Raw genomic sequence first — 16,748 nt, 5'->3', positions numbered from 1 at the left:
CGTGTAGCCGCATCCTTCACGCCCCACCGTACCGCCTCGCGCCGCGGCCGTGCGGGGAGCGATGTCGTGTTCACTCAGGGCTGCAAACATCAAATCCCCCCGTTCTGTTCCGTATCCTGCCCCCGCACATTCTCGCGGAGTTCGCTCAAGAGAAGTTCGAGCACTGTGCGTGCACTCTCCCTACGGATTTCCTCCCGGGAGCCGTTCAACCTCAGGTTGACGGTTTTCTCGCCCTGCGGACCCGAGACGGCGACGAAAACGGTGCCTACCGGCCGCCCGTCCTGCGGATCCGGACCGGCCACGCCGGTCGTCGCGATCCCCCACGAGGCCCCCAGCGCCCGCCGCACCCCCGCCGCCATCTCGGCGGCGGCCTGCGGGTTCACCGCTCCCTCGGCGGCCAGCAACCCGGCGTCCACCCCGAGGAGCCGGTGCTTGAGCTCGGTCGCGTACGCCGTGACCGAGCCGCGGAACGACCGGGACGCACCGGGTACGGCCGTCAGCTCGGCGGCGACCATTCCACCCGTCAGCGACTCCGCCACAGCGAGCGTCTGGTCACTCTCCGCAAGCAGATGCAGCGCCTGCGCCGCGATCGCGGCGACCGGCCCGCTCCCCGCGGCCGGCTCCGCGGCTCCGCGGGCCGCCCCTTCGGCCCCTGCGGATTCCCCCACCGCGTATGTCACCTCTCGGCCCGCTCGGCGGCCAGGCCCCTGCGCCGCAGCAGCACGGCTTGGCGGATGTAGTCCAAACCGGTGACCACGGTCAGCACGACGGCGACGGCCATCACCCAGAACCGCAGGGTCGCGAGCGGCCCGGTGAGCGCCAGCACGTACATGCCGACCGCGGTGCCCTGGGCGAGGGTCTTCATCTTCCCGCCGCGGCTGGCCGGGATGACCCCGTAGCGGATCACCCAGAACCGCATGAGCGTGATCCCGAGCTCCCGCCCGAGGATCACGCCGGTCACCCACCAGGGCAGGTCGCCCAGCCAGGAGAGACACACCAACGCCGACCCCATGATCGCCTTGTCGGCGATGGGGTCGGCGATCTTCCCGAAGTCCGTGACCAGGTTGTACGTACGGGCCAGGTGCCCGTCGAAGATGTCCGTGATCATGGCGACGGCGAAGGCGGCCCAGGCCAGCGCCCGCCACACCGGGTCGTACCCGCCGTCGGCGAGGAGCAGGAGGACGAATCCCGGCACCAGGACGAGCCGGATCATCGTCAGGATGTTGGCGATGTTCCACAGGCTGGCCTGATCGACCGCCGCAGCCCCCAGCTTCGCGCCGGGGACGGGCCGGCGGCCGGTCCCGCCCGCCGCGGATGCCGGGACTCCTGTCATCCGGCCGCCTCCTCGAGGTCCAGGGGCTCGGCCACCAGGTCCACGCCGAGGGTGCCGACGACCTTCGCCGTCACCATGCGGCCGGGCACCAGGCCCGTGCTGTCGGTGAAGACGACCTGGCCGTCGGTCTCCGGGGCCTGGTGCGCCGCGCGCCCGTAGGCTCCGTCACCCTCCTCGTCGACCGTCTCGACCGACTCGACGAGCACCTCCAGGGTCTCCCCGATCCGCTCCTCCGCGCGCTGCGAGGTGAGCTCCTCGGCGAGGCGCTGCATGTGGGCGAGCCGCTCGGCGATGGTGTCCTCGTCGAGCTTGTGGTCGTACGTGACGGCCTCGGTGCCCTCCTCGTCGGAGTAGCCGAAGACGCCGATGGCGTCGAGGCGGGCGTGGGTGAGGAAGCGCTCCAGCTCGGCGAAGTGGCCTTCCGTCTCGCCCGGGAAGCCGACGATGAAGTTGGAGCGGACGCCGGCCTGGGGGGCCTTGGAGCGGATGGTGTCCAGCAGCTCCAGGAAGCGGTCGGTGTCGCCGAAGCGGCGCATGGCGCGCAGCACGTCGGGGGCCGAGTGCTGGAAGGACAGGTCGAAGTACGGCGCGACCTTGGGGGTCGAGGTCAGGACGTCGATCAGGCCGGGGCGCATCTCGGCGGGCTGCAGGTAGCTGACGCGGACGCGCTCGATGCCGTCCACCTCGGCCAGCTCGGGCAGCAGGGTCTCCAGCAGGCGGATGTCGCCGAGGTCCTTGCCGTACGAGGTGTTGTTCTCGGAGACCAGCATGACCTCCTTGACGCCCTGCTCGGCGAGCCAGCGCGTCTCGCCCAGCACGTCGGAGGGGCGGCGGGAGATGAAGGACCCGCGGAACGACGGGATGGCGCAGAAGGAGCAGCGGCGGTCGCAGCCGGAGGCCAGCTTGACCGAGGCGACCGGGCTGGTGTCCAGGCGGCGGCGCAGCGGGGCGCGCGGCCCGGAGGCGGGCGCGAGGCCGTCGGGCAGGTCGGCGGGGGCCGGGGCGGGCTCCTGGGCGTGGCCGGGGAGGGCGACCTCGGTGGCGTCCTGGCGGGCGGCGGGGCTGATCGGGAGCAGCTTGCGGCGGTCGCGCGGGGTGTGCGCCTCGACGCTGCCGCCACTGAGGATCACCTGGAGGCGGTTGGAGATGTCGGCGTAGTCGTCGAAGCCGAGCACGCCGTCGGCCTCGGGGAGGGCCTCGGCGAGCTCCTTGCCGTAGCGCTCGGCCATGCAGCCGACGGCGACGACGGCCTGGGTGCGGCCGTGATCCTTGAGATCGTTGGCCTCCAGCAGGGCGTCTACGGAGTCCTTCTTGGCGGCTTCGACGAAGCCACAGGTGTTGACGACGGCTACGTCCGCGTCGGCGGCGTCCTCGACGAGCTCCCAGCCATCCGCCGCCAAGCGGCCTGCGAGCTCCTCCGAGTCCACCTCGTTACGGGCGCAGCCAAGAGTGACAAGGGCGACGGTACGGCGTTCGGGCATGGACTCAAGACTACTTTGTCCAAACGCCGACCCCCGCCCCAAGTCCCGGTAAACCAAGATCCCCGGAGTGCAATGCGGCACCCCGGGGATCCGGAATTAGGGATTCTGCGCTGCTCAGCCCGCCTGGGCCTGCCCCGGACGCGGGTCGTCCTTGGTGTATGTGAGGCGTTCCACCTGGCCCGGCTCGAATTCGTCCTTGATCTCCTTGCCGTTCACGAAAAGCTTGACCACTCCGGCGTCGCCGAGGACGAGGTCGATCGATTCCTTGTCGGTGAAGGTCTTGGACTCGCCCACGTTCAGCGTCCCGTCGTAGAGCAGGCGGCCGCTGTGGTCCTTCGCGGAGATCCAGCTCTCGCCGTCGGTGGCCGTCAGGACGACCGTGACGATGTCCTTGGGCGCGGCGGCGATGGCGCTGTCGGAGGGTTCCGGCTTGGGCGCCGCCGGGCTCTGCCGGGGCTGGGGCTGCGCGGCCGGCTTGCCGGCGGACTGCTTGGGGGGCTGCGGGGAGGCGGAACCTTCCGCCACCGGCCGCTTGGCCTTCCCCTCGCCGCCGCCGAAGGCCGTGAAGCCCACGAAGCCGATCACGGCGACGATGGCGGCGACCATGGCGGCGGTCCAGTTCGGCCGCTGCCGCTCGGGCCGGATCCGCTCCGCATCGAACAGGGGAGCGGCGGGAGTGGGGGACGGCCGCCCGCCGTGGGCCGCGTCGTAGGCCTCGACCAGGGGTACCGGGTCGAGGTGGACGGCGCGCGCCAGCGTACGGATGTGCCCGCGGGCGTAGACGTCGCCGCCGCACCGCGTGAAATCGTCAGCTTCGATGGCGTGCACGATCGGGATGCGCACGCGCGTGGTGGAACTGACCTCGTCGACGGTGAGCCCGGCGGCGATCCGGGCCTTCTTCAGGGTCGCACCGATGGACGACTCGTCGGAAGAACGTTCGATGATGCGGTCCTCGGACCGGTCGTCGGTCGAAGGACGCTCATCTTCGGGGGAGTTGGAGTTGCCGATGGACACGAGGGCGCCTTTCGAGCGTGTAGCCACCTGCTGGACGTCCAGTCTAGGGCGGTGACGAAAGGGTGGAGCAACCGGAGGGGTGTCGTCCGTACGCCATCCGAATGGTGTGTGCGGACAAGGGAGGTGCGGCGGCGGCTCCGCCTCCGGCGCGCTGCCGGGCCGGGGTTCCACCACTTCCCTCAACTGGACGCACGCCCACGGGAAACGGTTGCCCGCCGATCCTTCACGAGTTGGTATCGCCCCGGATGACGGCGAGGACGCCGTCCAGCTCGTCGGCCTTGACCAGGACGTCGCGCGCCTTCGAACCCTCGCTCGGACCCACGATCCCCCGCGACTCCATGAGGTCCATGAGCCGGCCGGCCTTGGCGAAGCCCACCCGCAGCTTGCGCTGCAGCATCGAGGTCGACCCGAACTGGGTGGAGACCACGAGCTCGGCCGCCTGGCACAGCAGGTCCAGGTCGTCGCCGATCTCCTCGTCGATCTCCTTCTTCTGCTTCTGCCCGACCGTGACGTCGTCGCGGAAGACGGGCGCCATCTGGTCCTTGCAGTGCTGGACGACCTTGGCGACCTCCTCCTCGGTGACGAAGGCGCCCTGGAGGCGGACCGGCTTGTTGGCACCCATCGGCAGGAACAGGCCGTCGCCCTTGCCGATGAGCTTCTCGGCGCCCGGCTGGTCGAGGATGACCCGGCTGTCGGCGAGCGAGGACGTGGCGAACGCGAGCCGTGAGGGCACGTTCGCCTTGATCAGGCCGGTGACCACGTCCACCGAGGGCCGCTGCGTGGCCAGCACCAGGTGGATGCCTGCCGCGCGGGCCAGCTGGGTGATGCGGACGATGGAGTCCTCCACGTCGCGCGGGGCGACCATCATCAGGTCGGCGAGCTCGTCGACGATCACCAGCAGGTACGGGTACGGGCTGAGCTCCCGCTCGCTGCCGGGCGGCAGCTTGATCTTGCCGTCCCGGATCGCCTGGTTGAAGTCGTCGATGTGCCGGTAGCCGAAGGCCGCCAGGTCGTCGTAGCGCAGGTCCATCTCGCGCACGACCCACTGCAGGGCCTCGGCGGCCCGCTTGGGGTTGGTGATGATCGGCGTGATCAGGTGCGGGATGCCCTCGTAGGCCGTCAGCTCCACGCGCTTGGGGTCCACCAGCACCATCCGGACGTCCTCCGGGGTGGCCCGCACCATGATCGAGGTGATCAGGCAGTTGATGCAGGAGGACTTGCCGGAGCCGGTGGCGCCGGCGACCAGCACGTGCGGCATCTTCGCGAGGTTGGCCATGACGTAGCCGCCCTCGACGTCCTTGCCCAGCGCGACCAGCATCGGGTGGTCGTCCTCGGCCGCGTCCGCCAGGCGCAGCACGTCGCCCAGGTTGACCATCTCGCGGTCGGTGTTCGGGATCTCGATGCCGACCGCCGACTTGCCCGGGATCGGGCTGATGATCCGCACGTCCGGGGAGGCGACCGCGTACGCGATGTTCTTGGCCAGCGCCGTGATCTTCTCGACCTTCACGGCCGGGCCGAGCTCCACCTCGTACCGGGTGACCGTCGGGCCCCGGGTGAAGCCGGTGACCGCCGCGTCCACCTTGAACTCGGCGAAGACGTTGGTGAGCGAGGCGACCACGGAGTCGTTGGCGGCGCTGCGGGTCTTGCCCGGACCGCCGCGCTCGAGCAGGTCGAGCGAGGGCAGCGCGTACGTGATGTCCCCGCGCAGCTGGAGCTGCTCGGCGCGGGGCGGCAGCGGCTGGGGCTCCGGCGGCGCCTTCGTCAGGTCCGGGACGGCCGGCGTTGCGGAGGCCGCGGCGGTGGCGCCGTGCGGCGCCTCGGCCGCGGCTGCGGCGCGCGCGGCAGCCGGGGCGGCGGGCGCGGCAGGGGCCTGGGGCTGCTCGGCACGGGCGGGCGGCACCGGGGCGGTGGTCTCGGCGCCCTCGCTCCGGGTGGAGATCCCCTGGGTAAGGTCGGCGACCAGCGGCGAGGGCGGCAGCCCGCCCAGCACGGCGCCGTCCAGCGCGGCGGCGGCCGCCGCAGCCACGTCGACGGCGTCCATCTCCCGCTCGCCGGCCGGCCGGGCCGCGGAGCGCCGCGGCCGGCGCCTGCGGGCGAGGGCCTCCTGCTCGGCGGCGTCGGCGGGACCGGCCCCGGGGGCGCCCGCGCCGCGGGCCCGCCACTGCTCGGGGTCGTGGCGGCCGGGCCGGCCGGCGGTGCCCTCGGGCTCCCCGTACTCCTCGTGTTCCGCGCCCTGCCCGTCGTACTCGTTCGGTTCGATGATCCCGAGCCGGATGCCGAGCCGCCGCAGCCGCTGCGGGATCGCGTTGACCGGCGTCGCGGTGACCACGAGCAGCCCGAAGACCGTCAGCAGCACCAGCATCGGCACGGCCAGCGGCGCACCCATGGTGAAGATCAGCGGCTTGGAGGCGGCCCAGCCGACCAGCCCGCCCGCGTTCTGCATCGCGGTGGTGCCCTCGTCCCGGCCGGGCGCCCCGCAGGCGATGTGCACGAGGCCGAGCACCCCGATGACCAGCGCCGACAGGCCGATGCCGATGCGCCCGTTGGCGTCGGGCTGGTCGGGATGGCGGATGAAGCGCACCGCCATCACGCCGAGGATGATCGGGACGAGCAGGTCCAGCCGCCCAAAGGCACCGGTGACCAGCATGGTGACCAGGTCCCCGACGGGCCCGCTCAGGTTCGACCAGGTGCCCGCGGCCACGATCAGCGCGAGGGCGAGCAGCAGCAGTGCGACGCCGTCCTTGCGGTGGGCCGGGTCCAGGTTCCTGGCGCCCTGGCCGATCCCGCGGAAGACCGCGCCGACCGCGTGGGCGCAGCCGAGCCACAGGGCGCGCAGCAGCCGCAGCACGCCGCCGGTCGGGGAGGGCGCGGGTTTGGGCGGCGCCTTCTTGACGGGCGCGCGCTTGGCGGGCGCCGCCTTCTTGGCGGCCGGCCCGCGCGCGGGAGCCGCCTTCTTCGCGGGCGCCGTCGTACGGCCGGTGCGGCCCTTCGCGGTGCCCGCGGTGTTCGGGGAACCCTTGCCGGACGTACGTGAGGCCATGGGGCCGAGGTTACCGGTGTGCGAGGCGGTGGACACGCGTGCCCACCCCTTCACCCGTTCGTGTCGCCCGCCGTGTCGGCGCTTTGACGGACCGCCAGACACCAGGGCCGGCCGGCCGGGGCGCGTACGAAGGCCCGTACGAAGAACCGCCCGGGCCCAGCCCCCGCGCGGACGCGGTCAGTTCTGCGCGGGCAGCACCGGCGCCGGCCCGCCGGCCCCGGGCTCCAGGGCGTCGAGGGCGCGGCGCAGCCCGGTCAGCTTGCGTTCCAGATGGGCCGCGGTCGCCACGACCGCCGGATCGGCGGCCTCCTCGCCGAGTTGCTTGGTCAGCGCCTCGGCCTGCTCCTCGACCGCCGCGAGCCGCGCCGAGAGCTCGGCGAGCAGCCCGGCCGTCTCCCCGGCCCCTTCGGCGCCGGCCGTGCTGCCCTCCAGCTGGAGCCGCAGCAGCGCGGCCTGCTCCCGCAGTTGGCAGTTCTTGGTGTACAGCTCGACGAACACCGAGACCTTGGCCCGCAGCACCCACGGGTCGAAGGGCTTGGAGATGTAGTCCACCGCGCCCGCCGCGTACCCGCGGAAGGTGTGGTGGGGACCGTGGTTGATCGCGGTGAGGAAGATGATCGGGATGTCCCGGGTCCGCTCGCGCCGCTTGATGTGCGCGGCGGTCTCGAACCCGTCCATGCCCGGCATCTGCACGTCCAGCAGGATGACCGCGAAATCGTCCGTCAGCAGCGCCTTGAGCGCTTCCTCCCCCGACGACGCCCGGACCAGTGTCTGATCGAGCGCGGAGAGGATGGCCTCCAGCGCCAGCAGATTCTCCGGCCGGTCGTCGACCAGGAGGATCTTGGCCTTCTGCACCATGCCCTGTCCTCCTCGCCCCGGCATGGGGCCTCCCCGGCTCCTGGCGCCGGCCCGTACGCCGGGCCCCGCCCCAGAGGACGGCATCCTTGCGCCGTCCGTCCTTGTGCCGGTCATCGTAGCCCCAGTCCCGAGATCGCCACACCCTGTCACCAAGATGTCACTGTGCACGAAGCAGAAACGGTGTGGGGGAGCAGAAGGTTCCCCGTCCTGTGCCCTCCCACACCCGTTTCGCCACAGTCAGTCAGCAATTGGTACCGCGGCGCTCACGCGGCGGTCACTTCTCGCGCATCCACTGCTCCATCACCGACAGGAGGTAGTCCGGGTCAACCGGCTTGGTCACATAGTCGGAAGCCCCGGAGTCGATCGCCTTCTCCTTGTCCCCCTTCATCGCCTTCGCCGTCAGCGCGATGATCGGCAGCCCCGCGAACTGCGGCATCCGCCGGATCGCCGCAGTCGTGGCGTACCCGTCCATCTCCGGCATCATGATGTCCATCAGCACGACCGTCACGTCGTCGTGCTGCTCCAGGACCTCGATGCCCTCCCGGCCGTTCTCGGCGTACAGCACCGCCAGCCCGTGCTGCTCCAGCACGCTCGTCAGCGCGAACACGTTGCGCACGTCGTCGTCGACGATGAGCACCTTCTCACCACGGAAGTCGTACGTCCGCGGCGTCGCCGGAAGCTCCTCCTCCGGGCCGAGCCACCCGTCCTCGGCGCCCACCGCGTTCGGCTGCCCCGGCACCGCCGTGCGCGGCTCCAGGTCGCTCAGCGCCTTGCGGCGCCGCCGGAACAGCGCCGCCCCGCCCTGCCCGAGCTGCCCGTCGGCGGACTGCACCGGCTGGCGCACCGGCTGCGGCTGCACCGGGGCCAGGGAGACCGGCACCACCGGCACCGGCGGCAGCGACGGCAGCACCGGGCGCCCTGCGTCCACGTGCCGGACGTGCCGGCGGTGCCCCTCGGCCCGGCCGCCGCCGGGCGTGGGCGGTGCGTACCCCTGCGGCGGCAGCTCGCTGGGGTGCAGCGGCAGGTACAGCGTGAAGGTGGACCCGCGGCCGGGCTCGCTCGCCGCGTGGATCTCCCCGCCCAGCAGCCGGGCGATCTCCCGGCTGATGGACAGCCCCAGCCCCGTGCCCCCGTACTTGCGGCTCGTGGTCCCGTCCGCCTGCTTGAACGCCTCGAAGATCACCAGCATCTTGCTCGCCGCGATCCCGATCCCGGTGTCCGTCACCGAGAACGCGATCAGGTCCGCATCGGCCTCGCGCAGCGAGCCCGCCTCCAGCAGCTGCTCCCGGATCGCGGCCGGCACGTCGGCGCCCGCCGGACGGATCACCAGCTCCACGGCCCCGGTGTCGGTGAACTTCACCGCGTTCGACAGCAGGTTCCGCAGCACCTGCAGCAGCCGCTGCTCGTCGGTGTGCAGCGTCGCCGGGAGCTCCGGGGAGACCCGTACCGAGAAGTCCAGGCCCTTCTCCGCGGTCAGCGGCCGGAACGTGGCCTCCACGTAGTCCACGAGCTGGACGAGGGCGATCCGCGTCGGGGAGACGTCCATCTTCCCCGCCTCCACCTTCGACAGGTCGAGGATGTCGTTGATCAGCTGGAGCAGGTCCGAGCCCGCCCCGTGGATCGTTTCGGCGAACTCCACCTGCTTCGGCGAGAGGTTCCCCTCGGCGTTGTCCGCCAGCAGCTTCGCCAGGATCAGCAGCGAGTTCAGCGGCGTGCGCAGCTCGTGCGACATGTTCGCCAGGAACTCCGACTTGTAGCGCATCGAGACCGCCAGCTGCTCGGCACGCTCCTCCAGGACCTGCCGGGCCTCCTCGATCTCGGTGTTCTTCACCTCGATGTCCCGGTTCTGCTGGGCCAGCAGCTCCGCCTTCTCCTCCAGCTCCGCATTGGCCGCCTGGAGCGCCTTCTGCCGGTTCTCCAGCTCGTCGGAGCGCTCGCGCAGCTGCTCGGTCATCTCCTGCGACTGCTTGAGCAGCATCTCGGTCTTGGAGTTGACGCTGATGGTGTTGACGCTCGTACCGATCATCTCGGCGATCTGGCTGAGGAAGTCCTTCTGGATCTGCGTGAACGGCTGGAACGACGCCAGCTCGATCACACCGAGCACCTTCCCCTCGAACAGCACCGGCAGCACGATCACGTGCGCCGGCGGCGCCTCGCCCAGCCCCGAGGAGATCTTCAGGTAGCCCGGCGGGGTGTTCTCGACCAGGATCGTCCGCTTCTCCTCCGCGACCGTCCCGATCAGCCCCTCCCCCGGCCGGAAGGCCGTGGGCACCTGACCGCCCGCGTACGCGTAACTGCCGCGCATCCGCAGCTCGTACGCACCGTCCGGACCGCCCTCGGTCCCGATCTCGGTGGTCCCCCCGGACGGCATCGCGAGGAAGAACGCCCCGTGCTGCGCCGAGACCACGGGCGTCAGCTCGCTCATGATGAGCGAGGCCACGTCGTCCAGGTCCCGGCGGCCCTGCATCAGCGCCGAGATGCGCGCCAGGTTGCCCTTGAGCCAGTCCTGCTCCTTGTTGGCCAAGGTGGTGTCGCGCAGGTTGGCGATCATCGTGTTGATGTTGTCCTGGAGGACCTGGATCTCGCCCGACGCGTCCACGTCGATCTTCAGGTTCAGATCGCCGCGGGTCACCGCCGTGGCCACCGCCGCGATCGCCCGCACCTGCCGGGTCAGGTTCCCGGCCATCTCGTTCACCGACTCCGTGAGGTCGCGCCAGGTGCCGTCGACGTCGCGCACCCGGGCCTGGCCGCCGAGGATGCCCTCGGTGCCCACCTCGCGGGCCACCCGCGTCACCTGGTCGGCGAACGACGACAGCTGGTCCACCATCGTGTTGATCGTGGTCTTCAGCTCCAGGATCTCGCCGCGCGCATCGATGTCGATCTTCTTGGTCATGTCGCCCTTGGCGATGGCGGTCGTGACCATGGCGATCTGCCGCACCTGACCGGTCAGGTTGGAGGCCATGAAGTTCACCGAGTCCGTGAGGTCCTTCCACGTACCCGACACGCCCGGCACGTGGGCCTGGCCGCCGAGGCGGCCCTCCGTGCCCACCTCGCGGGCCACGCGCGTGACCTCGTCCGCGAACGACGACAGCGTCTTGACCATCGTGTTGACCGTGTCCGCGAGCTGCGCGACCTCGCCGCGCGCCTCCACCGTCACCTTCTTGGTCAGATCGCCGTTGGCGACCGCGGCCGAGACCTGGGAGATGTTGCGGACCTGCGACGTCAGGTTGTTCGCCATCAGGTTGACGTTGTCGGTGAGGTCCTTCCAGATGCCCGTCACCCCGCGCACCCGGGCCTGGCCGCCGAGGATGCCCTCGGAGCCCACCTCGCGGGCCACCCGCGTCACCTGCTCCGCGAACGACGACAGCTGGTCGACCATCGTGTTGACGGTCGTGACCAGCTCCAGGATCTCGCCCTTGGCATCGACGGTGATCTTCTTGGACAGGTCGCCCGTCGCCACCGCCGTCGTCACCTCGGCGATGTTGCGCACCTGCGAGGTCAGGTTGTTCGCCATGAAGTTGACGGACTGCGTGAGGTCCTTCCAGGTGCCGGAGACCCCCTTCACCTCCGCCTGGCCGCCGAGGATGCCCTCGGTGCCCACCTCGCGGGCCACCCGCGTCACCTGCTCGGCGAAGTTCGACAGCTGGTCCACCATCGTGTTGATGGTGTTCTTCAGCTCCAGGATCTCCCCGCGCGCATCCACGTCGATCTTCTGCGACAGGTCACCGCGCGCCACCGCCGTCGCGACCTGGGCGATGTTGCGCACCTGCGAGGTCAGGTTCCCGGCCATGCCGTTCACCGAGTCGGTCAGGTCCCGCCACACGCCGGCCACGCCCGGCACCTGGGCCTGGCCGCCGAGGCGGCCCTCGGTGCCCACGTCGCGCGCGACCCGGGTCACCTGCTCGGCGAAGGCCGACAGCTGGTCCACCATCGTGTTGATGGTGTTCTTCAGCTCCAGGATCTCCCCGCGCGCATCCACGTCGATCTTCTGCGACAGGTCACCGCGCGCCACCGCCGTCGTCACCTGGGCGATCTGGCGCACCTGCGAGGTCAGGTTCCCGGCCATGAAGTTGACCGAGTCGGTGAGCTCCTTCCAGGTGCCCGAGACCCCCTCGACGCGGGCCTGACCGCCGAGGCGGCCCTCCGTACCCACGTCCCGGGCCATCCGCGTCACCTGGTCGGCGAACGACGACAGCTGGTCCACCATGGTGTTCACGGTGTTCTTCAGCTGGAGCATCTCGCCGGAGACGTCCACGGTGACCTTCTGCGACAGGTCGCCGTTCGCCACCGCCGTCGTCACCTGCGCGATGTTGCGGACCTGGCCCGTCAGGTTGCGGAAGGCGGTGTTCACCGAATCGGTGAGGTCCTTCCACGTCCCCGCAGCACCCGGCACCTGCGCCTGACCACCCAGCTCGCCCTCGACGCCCACCTCACGGGCCACGCGGGTCACTTCCGCACCGAAGGACTGGAGCTGGTCCACCATCGTGTTGACGGTGTTCTTCAACTCCAGCATCTCGCCGGCCACATCGACGGTGACCTTCTGCGACAGGTCGCCGTTCGCCACCGCCGTCGTCACCTGCGCGATGTCCCGCACCTGCGTGGTCAGGTTGCGGAAGACCGTGTTCACCGAATCGGTGAGGTCCTTCCACGTGCCCGCCGCACCCGGCACCTGCGCCTGACCGCCCAGCAGACCCTTGGCACCGACCTCGCTGGCCACCCGCGTGACCTCGTCCGCGAAGGTCCGCAGCGTCTCCGTCATCTGATTGATCGTCTCGGCCAGCTGCGCCACCTCGCCGCGCGCGCTGACCCGCACCTTCTGCGACAGGTCGCCGTTGGCGACCGCCGTCGTGACCTGCGCGATCCCGCGCACCTGCGCGGTCAGGTTCCCCGCCATGGTGTTGACGGAGTCGGTCAGGTCCTTCCACACGCCCGCGACCCCGGGCACCTTCGCCTGGCCGCCGAGCTCGCCCTCCGTACCCACCTCCCGGGCGACCCGCGTCACCTCGGAGGAGAAGGAGGACAGCTGGTCCACCATCGTGTTGACGGTGTTCTTCAGCTGGAGCATCTCGCCGGCCACGTGCACCGTGACCTTGCGCGACAGATCGCCCTTGGCCACCGCCGTCGTCACCAGCGCGATGTCACGCACCTGAGCGGTGAGCCGGTACGCCATCGTGTTGACGGAGTCGGTCAGGTCCTTCCACGAACCCGACATACCGCGCACCTGCGCCTGGCCGCCGAGCTTGCCCTCGGTCCCGACCTCCAGCGCCACCCGCGTCACCTCGTCGGTGAACGCCGACAGCTGGTCGACCAGGTTGTTGACCGTACGCCCGACCTTCAGGAACTCCCCGCGCAGCGGATGCCCGGCCCCGTCGTCCGTCAGCGTCCGCAGGTCCATCCGCTGGTCCAGATCGCCCTCGGCCACCGCCGACAGCACCCGGCCCACCTCGGACACCGGCCGCGCCAGATCGTCCACCAGCTGGTTCGAGGCGTCGATCGCGGCCGCCCAGGAGCCCTCGCAGGCACCCGTCTCCAGCCGCTCGCTCAACTTGCCCTCGCGGCCCACCATCCGCCGGACCCGCGACAGCTCACCCGTCAGGTGCAGGTTGCGGTCGGCCACCTCGTTGTAGACGGCGGCGATCTCCGCCATCACCCCGTCGCCGGATACCGTCAGCCGCTTGCGGAAGTTCCCGTCCCGCATCGACACCAGGGCCGTGAGCAGCCGGTTCAGGGCGGCGGTATCGACCTCCGTCGTGCCGTTCCGGCGGGACCGCCCGCCCTTCGGGCGCGTTCCCGTACGCCGCACCGCTGCGCCAGACTCCACCGTGTCCCTCCCGAAAGGGTCGACCGCCGTTCCACCGGCACCCCGGCACGTCACGCGCCGGGCAACCGGATCCTGCCCAGTGTTTCACCCCGGCGGAACCCGGCCATAACACTTCGGCACCATCGCACACTGCCCGCACCCTGCGGGTGGAATCCCCCACGACTGCCCCTGCCGCCCGCGAAGGTAAGTAACCTGGCATCCGATGTCCCACCGCGTCGAAGGAGACACGTGATCACGGCTCGGGCGGCTGCCAGCTTCGATCCCCAAGGGCGGTCGGTCGCCGCCGCCCGCGTCTTCGTCCGCGACACCCTCCAGGGCTGGGGCTTCGCGGACATCGTCGACGACGCCGTCGTGCTCACCAGCGAGCTCGTCACCAACGCCGTGGTCCACGCCGGCACCCGCGCCGAGGTCCTGTGCCTGCGCACCGAGGACGGAGTCCGCGTCGAGATCGCCGACCGCTACCCCGAGCGCGAGCTCCCCCTGCGCCACCCCGGCGAGCGCCCGTACGCCGACGCCGACCGCGAGAGCGGCCGCGGCCTGATGCTCTGCGCCGCCCTCGCCACCCGCTGGGGCGTCGAGTACACCGCGACCCACAAGCACGTCTGGTTCCGCCTCGACCTCCCCGACCGGCCGGTCGGTACGCGTTCCGCCGGGCCCGTCGTCCCCGACCGCCTGCTGCCCCTCGCCGACAGCCGCGTCCGCGTCGCCGTCATCCAGATCGACGCCGCCGACTGCATCTCCGCCTGGAACGAGGACGCCGAGCACATCTTCGGCTACCCCGCCGGCAAGGCCCTGGGCCGCCCCCTCGCCGAACTGGCCGCCTGGCCGCAGACCCCCGGCACCGGCACGGGCATCGCCGAGGCCCTGCGCCTGTCCCGCTGGGAGGGCAGTTACGGCATCCGCGGCGCGGACGGCCGCGTCATCCCCGTCTACGCCTCCCACCTGCGCGTCCGCGACGCCCACGGCGAACCGTCCATCGTCTGCCTCCTCGTCCACGACGACGAGCGCGCCCTGCTCCAGACCCCGGTCCGGGTCCCCACCTCCGACAGCGTGCCCCTCACCGAGGCCCGCCCCGCCGACCCCTTCGAGGTCTTCATCGGCTCCCCCGCCCCCGACGACCTCGACGGCCTCCTGCAGCGCACCGTCGAACGCGCCCGCGACATGCTCGACGCCGACGCCGCGTTCCTCCTCCTCGCGACCGACGACGAAACGGAACTGGAGGTCCGCGCCACGACCGGCCTGCCCTCCACCCGCCAGCGCTTCGCCCGCGTCCCCGTCGAGGCCGGCACCAACCGCTACGGCTCGGCCCGCATGCCCGCCGTCCACGAGGACCTCACCGCCGTCCCCGGCGCCGTCCCGCTGCTGGACGCCACCGGCATGCGCTCCGTCGTCACCGTCCCGCTGAAGGTCGAGGGCCGCCTCACCGGCTCCCTCGGCGTCGCCGCCGAGAACCCCGGCCGCTACTCCAACGCCGAGGCCCTGCGCCTGCAGTTCGCCGCCGACCGCATCGCCCTGGCCGTCGAATCCGCGCGCCTGGGCGAGCTCGAGCGCCTGCGCCGCGGCTCGCTGTCCTTCCTCGTCGAGGCCTCCGACCTGCTGGCGGGCACCCTCGACCGGGACCAGACCCTGGCCCTCATGGCCCAGATGACCGTCCCGACCCTCGCCACCTGGTGCGCCGTCTACACGATCGCCGACCAGTCCTCGGACCCCTATCTCTCGTACGTCCTGCACGAGGACGAGGAACGCATCGACGGCCTGAAGGCCCTCCTGTCCCGCGTCAGCCCGCCGGAACCGGTCCGCGAGGCCGGCGCCCGCCCCTGGCACACGGCGGCCACGGCCGTCGGCGGCGAGACGGTTGTCCTGCCGCTGCTCGCCCGCAACCGCGTGATCGGCATGCTCACCCTCGGCAAGCCGTCCGAGGAGCACTTCCGCCAGGAGATCCTCGAACTCGCCGAGGACCTCTCCCGCCGCGCCGCGCTCGCCCTGGACAACGCCCGCCTTTACTCGGAGCGCACCGCCATCAGCCGCTCCCTGCAGCGCAGCCTCCTCCCGCCCGGCTCCCCCGCCATCCCCGGCATGGAGGTCGAGGTCATCTACCGGGCGGCCGGCGAGGGCAACGAGGTCGGCGGCGACTTCTACGACGTCTTCCCGATCCGCGACGGCGCCTACGGCTTCGCCATCGGCGACGTGTGCGGTACGGGCCCGGAGGCCGCCGCCGTCACCGGCCTGGCCCGGCACGCCCTGCGGCTGCTCGCCCGCGAAGGCCTCGGCGGCCCCGCGGTCCTCGAGCGGCTCAACGCGGCGATCCTGGACGAGGGGGCCCGCAGCCGCTTCCTCACCCTCCTCTACGGAGAACTGCACCCGCAGCCGGACGGCGGCGCCCTGATGAAGGTCGTCTGCGCCGGCCACCCCCTGCCGCTGCGCCTGCGCCCGGACGGCCGCGTCGTCCCGGCCGCGGACCCGCAGCCCCTCCTGGGTGTGCTGGACGACCTGGAGCTGTACGAGCAGAGCCTCACCCTCGACCCGGGAGACGTCCTGCTGTGCGTCACGGACGGTGTGACGGAACGCCGCGAGGGCACCCGCATGCTGGGCGACGACGGCCTGACGGAGGTCCTCACCACCTGCACGGGCCTCACGGCCGGCGCGGTCGCCGCCCGTGTCCTGCGCGCGGTGGAACGCTTCGCGGCCGAGCCGGCGTCGGACGACATGGCCATCCTGGCCTTCCGCGTCCCCCACCAGCGCACGGGCCACTGACCCCCGTGGGGGCCGCACGGCGGCCCCCACGCAGCCGTAGCGTTCCTACGAAACCGGACGGCAAAAAGGGCAACAAAAAAGGCCCCCACCATGTGGCGGGGGCCTTTTCTCTGGAGCCCTTTAACGGAATCGAACCGTTGACCTTCTCCTTACCATGGAGACGCTCTACCGACTGAGCTAAAAGGGCGGGTTGTTCGGCGGCGTCCTACTCTCCCACAGGGTCCCCCCTGCAGTACCATCGGCGCTGAAAGGCTTAGCTTCCGGGTTCGGAATGTAACCGGGCGTTTCCCTAACGCTATGACCACCGAAACACTATGAAGTTACGAACCGCCGCACCTCCCGTAGGGGGGCGTGTTCGTTGCTTCAGAACTAACACAGTGGACGCGAGCAACTGAGGACAAGCCCTCGGCCTATTAGTACCAGTCAGCTCCACCCGTTACCGGGCTT

The 16,748-nt window shown here is 71.2% G+C and carries 8 protein-coding genes, 1 tRNA gene and 1 rRNA gene; 1 reads left to right on the top strand and 9 read right to left on the bottom strand.

Annotation, left to right across the window (positions count from 1 at the left end):
* Nucleotides 1-89 precede the first annotated feature (89 nt).
* The 7 genes from ABZ924_RS27505 to ABZ924_RS27475 all read right to left on the bottom strand — a co-directional run bounded on the left by ABZ924_RS27505 (nucleotide 90) and on the right by ABZ924_RS27475 (nucleotide 13,547).
* Complete coding sequence (locus ABZ924_RS27505) at nucleotides 90-590, bottom strand: CinA family protein (protein ID WP_361915239.1); 501 nt, start codon at nucleotides 588-590, stop codon at nucleotides 90-92.
* Between the two features lie 86 nt (nucleotides 591-676).
* Entirely contained in the window at nucleotides 677-1,333 is a 657-nt protein-coding gene (gene pgsA, locus ABZ924_RS27500; RefSeq protein WP_361915194.1) for a CDP-diacylglycerol--glycerol-3-phosphate 3-phosphatidyltransferase, read from the bottom strand.
* Nucleotides 1,330-2,814 carry a 30S ribosomal protein S12 methylthiotransferase RimO gene (rimO, locus tag ABZ924_RS27495; protein WP_361915191.1) on the bottom strand — a complete coding sequence of 495 codons (1,485 nt, stop codon included), beginning with the start codon at nucleotides 2,812-2,814 and terminating at the stop codon, nucleotides 1,330-1,332. Before rimO ends, pgsA begins: the two co-directional genes overlap by 4 nt.
* 114 nt (nucleotides 2,815-2,928) lie before the next feature.
* A complete protein-coding gene (locus ABZ924_RS27490; protein ID WP_361915188.1) occupies nucleotides 2,929-3,828 on the bottom strand; it encodes a RodZ domain-containing protein in 900 nt (299 codons plus the stop codon).
* A gap of 223 nt (nucleotides 3,829-4,051) precedes the next feature.
* Nucleotides 4,052-6,868, bottom strand: coding sequence for a DNA translocase FtsK (locus tag ABZ924_RS27485; protein ID WP_361915186.1), 2,817 nt, complete (start codon nucleotides 6,866-6,868; stop codon nucleotides 4,052-4,054).
* 177 nt (nucleotides 6,869-7,045) lie between these two features.
* Nucleotides 7,046-7,726 (bottom strand): response regulator, encoded by a 681-nt coding sequence (locus ABZ924_RS27480; RefSeq protein ID WP_361915183.1) that lies wholly within the window; start codon nucleotides 7,724-7,726, stop codon nucleotides 7,046-7,048.
* A 274-nt stretch (nucleotides 7,727-8,000) separates the two neighbouring features.
* Entirely contained in the window at nucleotides 8,001-13,547 is a 5,547-nt protein-coding gene (locus ABZ924_RS27475; RefSeq protein ID WP_361915180.1) for a HAMP domain-containing protein, read from the bottom strand.
* 228 nt (nucleotides 13,548-13,775) lie between these two features.
* Here ABZ924_RS27475 and ABZ924_RS27470 point away from each other — a divergent pair, with 228 nt between their 5' ends.
* Nucleotides 13,776-16,301 carry a SpoIIE family protein phosphatase gene (locus ABZ924_RS27470; RefSeq protein ID WP_361915177.1) on the top strand — a complete coding sequence of 842 codons (2,526 nt, stop codon included), beginning with the start codon at nucleotides 13,776-13,778 and terminating at the stop codon, nucleotides 16,299-16,301.
* Nucleotides 16,302-16,412: 111 nt separating this feature from the next.
* Here ABZ924_RS27470 and ABZ924_RS27465 read toward each other — a convergent pair.
* Nucleotides 16,413-16,488: transfer RNA gene (locus ABZ924_RS27465), tRNA-Thr, on the bottom strand.
* 5 nt (nucleotides 16,489-16,493) lie between these two features.
* Nucleotides 16,494-16,610 (bottom strand): 5S ribosomal RNA (rrf, locus tag ABZ924_RS27460).
* Between the last annotated feature and the right edge of the window lie 138 nt (nucleotides 16,611-16,748).

This window comes from Streptomyces sp. NPDC046876 (assembly GCF_040645035.1).
Classification (GTDB): domain Bacteria; phylum Actinomycetota; class Actinomycetes; order Streptomycetales; family Streptomycetaceae; genus Streptomyces.
Note: the sequence above shows the minus strand (reverse complement) of the source record. Positions and strands in the feature narration are given on the sequence as shown.